Raw genomic sequence first — 4828 nt, 5'->3', positions numbered from 1 at the left:
TTCCGATGGGGATCCCGGGCCGGGAACGGCCAGGCGCACCGCCAGGTCTTCCTTTCCTGGGGATGCCATGGGTCTCGTGGGTCGCCTGGGTGCCGGGCTTTCATCCGACCCCATCGGACATCCGCCCCGGTGGATGGTCGATGCTGCCTCCCGCGACCCCCCGGACTTTTACAGTGATCGGGGATGAAGAGGAGTGAAGGCGATATACGACCCCTGTCGCCTTCCTGCGGGTTTGGGGGCCGGGGCGCCGTCGCACAACGCCTTGGCCCCCAAACGATTTGTTCCTTGTCTTCCCGTCAGCCTTCCCGGGCTCGCAATCAGACGGTGGACGATCTCTTCCAGGGCGAGCTGGCCCTTCGGATCCATTCGAGCCTTCACAGGCGGAAGAGGATGTATTCGCTATCGCAATCACCAGTGGATTAATCCTTCTTCAAATCACTCCACCCATTCGCCTCTAGGAATTCCTCCACCCGATTGAAGGCATTGAAAAAGAGCGGTGTCCCGGCGAAGGAGAGGGGGGAAACGGGCCCGGTGGTCATGAACGAATACTCCCGATCGTTTGGGTCGAAAGCCGAGTGGGGGTCCCGGAAGAGCTGATACAGATCCAGGGCCTTGCTGCGCCCGCCGACCAGTTCGCTCAGCGCCCGGAACTCCTGCCCCATCCCCAGACCGAACCCGAAGAAGAAGATCCGCAGCTGATCGACGATCCCCCGGTGGAGACTGGAAAGGGTCTGGCTGATGAACATCCAGCCCACGCCGTATTTGCGGGTGGTGCGCACGGCGTCGATCAGCTGATCGCGGATCGCCTTCTTCTCCGGGTTCTCCGGTTCCTCCCGGGGAGCCAGCCGATGGGCCTCATCCATCAGGATCAGGGCGTTCAGGCTACGGTTTTCAGAATACGCCTCCTCAGCGGCCCACAGGATCCCCTTCAGGATCCGCTGGATCACCAGGGCCTGGATGGTCTCATTCCAAAGCAGCGCGGGCTCCTGTTCCTGCTCTTCAGACAGCCTCTCGTCTGGACTCCTCTGTTCCGAGTCCTGATGTTCTAAGGGCAAGAGCAGGTTTTTTTCTAGACCCCGCTCAAATCGCCGGTCTGACCTCTTAGAAACCCCAGCGGTCCTTCGGTCCCGGGCATATTCCCAAGAGAGATCAATCACTACCAGGTGGCGGCGGCCCTGGGGATTTAACAACTGAAGCAACAACCGATTGATGTGCTGGGCACCCGGCCGATCTTGCCGGAACAGATTGGCAATCGGCTCCCATATCGTGGAATACAGCCGATCTGAATTGGCAGTCCGAATGGCATTGGCAAACCGCTCGGCGGCCTCCCCTTCCCGTGCATAGATCTTATTGCGAACCCTGGGGCTGTTGAGCAAATCCCAGCATTCTTTAAACTTTTCGCGTCGATACAGATCTGATAGATTAATTCCCTTCTCTTTAATCGCATCGATCAACACCTCAGAGGCAGTAGCTATCTTATCAGCGGTGAATACCTGTAGCTCTCGGAAAAACCGAGAAGCCTCGAGGATTTTTTGAAACAGACTCCATTCATCCAGCACCAAGTCCCGCACGTTCACCACCTGGACAGGCTTGCCCAGATGTTTTAGCACCTCCCGCATCGGAAGCCGGAAATCCCCTGTGGGCTCCCCGCGCAGGTCCTTGGCGAACTCCCCTTGGGGATCCAGGACCAGCAACGCCATTTCCGGATAGCGGGCGTAGGCCAGAAGGATCATCTTGGCCAGCACGGACTTGCCGGAGCCCGTCTTCCCGAAAATCCCCAGATGATAGGCCTCGCCCGCCCCATCCGGGCCGCTGCCGAAGTGCTTGAACCACAGGGGCAGCTTCGGGGTCGACCCGTAAACCCGTCCCAGATAGAACAGCTGGCTTTGATATGGAGCCAGCAGCTCCTCCAGGATCGAGTCGTCCACGATATGCACTGACGTGCCCGTCGCGGGAACCGTCCCGAGGATGCTGGGGCGATAGCGATCTCCATCCCGACAGAAAACCGCACTCACCGTCATCTCCCCGTGGTGGACATCCTGGCGCTCGCTGATGGCGTCGATGCGCCCCCGCTGACGGATCAGGCTCCGCACGGTGGGGTCCTCGTGCCATACATTCCGCAGCCTCACCTCAACGATCTGGCCCAGGGCGTAGTGGGGCTTCCCATCCTGCTGGAAGCGAAAAAGGGCGAACTCCCCCACCAGCTTGCGGGCCACCGCGCTGGCCAGGATGTCGAGCGTCAGCTCCGAAGTGGACGAAGGGGAGCCCACCACGCCGATCCGTTCAGTGCTGTCCATCCGCCGATCCAGGGATCGCTCCATCCTTGCCTCCTCCATCCAGGGAACCTCTCAATGTCCGCTCTCCGTCCGGTATCCGTGCAGGTTCAGGAAGACCTCATCGACGTCGCCCTCGTAAGTCTTTACCAGCTCCTGGCTGATCACCTGGCGGAACGTCGGGATCGCCCGCCCCAGGTGCTTCACCATGCGATCCGCCAGATAGATCGGATAGGGCTCCAGGATCCCGGGCCCGCTGCTCTGGAAGCGCAGGGCCTGCATGACGCGGGCGAGCTGGGCAGCGTTCTCGGCGACGGCGCCTCCCATCTCCACGCGGAAGGCAGGCAACCAAGCTCGTGGCCGGTAGTAAATCACGTGCACCCGGCCCAACAACCCGATGATCTCCCCTCGCAGGGCCTCCGCCCGCTTCCGAATCCCCTCCGGGAGCGGGTCGAGTTGAAGATGCCATGGCTGGCGGGGCGCTTCTAAGGGCTGGGGCCGGATGAATTCGCCGGGCTCCAGCAGGTTCGTCAGCATCGCCCGATCGTCCATGGAGGCCGGCCAGCCCAGGCGCCTCCCGATCTCCCGCCGCACGGAATACTTCGGCACTCCCACCCAGGCCCGATCGGTTCGCTGCGAGAGCAAAACGTCCCGATAGGCGGCCAGATAGACCTCCATGTTTCGCAGGAGAAACTCCGTCAGGTGAAGATCTGGAGCGGCCTGAGCCCGGTTCATGGCCTGGTTGAAATAGATCAGAGGCGTGGTCAGCGAGCCGTCTATGAAGACCACCTCGTGAGGGGCCTGAGCGGCGAGCTCCAGTTCCATGCCGATCATCACCGCCCGCGCCAGGGTGCTGATCTCCTCTTCGTGGCGTTCGGTCTGCACGTAAGCGCGATGTCGGGGCTCGGGCCAGTGGCGAGTCTCCGAAGGCGGCGTCAGGCCCTCGACCGCAACGGCGACCGCCGCCACCAGATCGGTCGCGATCAGCCGCTCCACCGCATACGCGCCATCCACTCCGCAGGTGGTCGGAACCGGGACGTCCAGGAGCGCCCCTTCCCGCTGCAGAAGGTGGCTTTCCTCCAGTTGTGTCCGATAGGCCCGACGGGCCGAGCGCAGGGCGTCCAGGCCCTCGCGCAGGCGCCGGCTGAGCTCCGCCGACTTTCCGAGGAGCTCTTCCACCAGCGCGGCGGGCAACTCGGCAAACGGGCGTTCCAGTTCGTCGCGCACGGGACGTCCCTCACACGATCAGAAGATCCAGCAGTCGTTCCGGTTCCCACTCCCGCCACCCGTTCACCCGGGCTGCCCGGGGCAACAGCCATCGCTCCCGCCAGTAGTCCGCCAGATCCGTGAAGGGAAGATGGCGATCCACCGGCTCGGAGGCCCGGCCCTCCATGTAATCGTCCAGGTTGTGGATCAGTGGGAAGAGGAAGGCCTCCCTCCGGAGGGTGTGGCGAAGCAGGGACCGGGAAAGCCCCAGGCGCTCCAGCGCGCGAACGCATGTCTGCCACTTGATGCGCGGCCCCACGCCGTATCCGCCTCTCGTGCGCACTCCTTGGGTTTCCAGGAACCGTCGGAACAGCGGGTAGAGAGGTTCCAGATGAAAGGCGCCGTATCCCTCGGTGTAGCCCAAAGAGATCGCAATCGGCTCTCCTTTGTATTTCAGGCGGTTATACAGGCTGGACCGACCGAAAGCGCTGGTGGTGGTAAGGGCCACCAGATGCGCTGGGAGGATGCGCTTCTCGATCTCCGTAGGGCGGCCCTGATACCTTCTCCGATAGGCTTCCCGCACTTCGTTGGAGACAGCCGCCAGGGCCACCAGCTTCCCTCCCAGGAGATCGCTGTAGGGCGGCAGGGCGCCCAGCGTCTGGATGTCCATGGTCTGGTTGACCAGCTCCGTCTTGCGTCCGGGGGGGTAGCGAAACCGCCGATCCCGGGGTGGGAAAGCGAGCGGGGGAGACTGGAGGGCTAAGATGCCGATCAGGAACGGATGGCCCTTCGGGCTGCAGTGGCCTTCGTCCAGGATCAGAAAGCGCAGCCTCCGCCCGTAGCCCTTCGAGTAAGGCAGCGACCAGGTTAGACGGGCGAGGCGGAAGAGGTCGGCCTGCCACGCCTCGGTGACCTCTACCAGGACAGGCCGGATCCGCGCCGGGGAGATCTTCGATCCCGGCGCGAAATATGAAGACAACGCAGACCAGCGGGAGCGGATCCACTCCTGGTGATGCTGGAGGATGAAGCGGCGCGCTTCCGTGTGGAGCCGGCGGAGAATCGTCTTTTCTTTCGCTTCGGGAAGGTTCAGCGCGAGGATGTCCCGTTGGGAGCCGTTGTCTTTTCGATCGATCTCAAACCCGAGCGTCCGCAGATGCTCCAGCACCTGAGCTCGGAGGTTCTCCCATGCTCCATCCATTGCCTGTTCCTTTCTGTTCTATGGCTGAAGGAGCACGCTGAGCTCAAGCCGATCTGCCTCCTGAAGGACCCTGAGAGGGCGAGGGTTTTGTCCAGTTATGCGCTGGCGCTTCGGAGAACTGAGATAGTGCTTTGTCCAGTTATAAACTGGG

The 4828-nt window shown here is 62.3% G+C and carries 4 protein-coding genes; 1 reads left to right on the top strand and 3 read right to left on the bottom strand.

Annotated elements, in window-relative coordinates:
• Positions 1-197, top strand: a 197-nt coding sequence (locus tag NZM16_RS11585; RefSeq protein ID WP_295480515.1) for a hypothetical protein, incomplete at its 5' end; no start/stop codon positions are given.
• A gap of 222 nt (positions 198-419) precedes the next feature.
• On the opposite strand, the gene NZM16_RS11580 is transcribed toward NZM16_RS11585, so the two are convergent.
• From NZM16_RS11580 to NZM16_RS11570, 3 genes are read right to left on the bottom strand one after another with little or no spacing between them, the layout of a single operon-like run.
• Entirely contained in the window at positions 420-2321 is a 1902-nt protein-coding gene (locus NZM16_RS11580; protein ID WP_295480514.1) for a DUF87 domain-containing protein, read from the bottom strand.
• 27 nt (positions 2322-2348) lie between these two features.
• Positions 2349-3500, bottom strand: a complete 1152-nt coding sequence (locus tag NZM16_RS11575) for a DNA double-strand break repair nuclease NurA (protein ID WP_295453674.1) — start codon at positions 3498-3500, stop codon at positions 2349-2351.
• 10 nt (positions 3501-3510) lie between these two features.
• Entirely contained in the window at positions 3511-4677 is a 1167-nt protein-coding gene (locus NZM16_RS11570; protein ID WP_295480512.1) for a Druantia anti-phage system protein DruA, read from the bottom strand.
• Positions 4678-4828 lie beyond the last annotated feature (151 nt).

Origin of the sequence: Thermoflexus sp., from assembly GCF_025055495.1 — a bacterium.
Taxonomy (GTDB): domain Bacteria; phylum Chloroflexota; class Anaerolineae; order Thermoflexales; family Thermoflexaceae; genus Thermoflexus.
The sequence above is the reverse complement of the archived record's forward strand: the minus strand, read 5'-3'. Positions and strand labels throughout refer to the sequence as shown.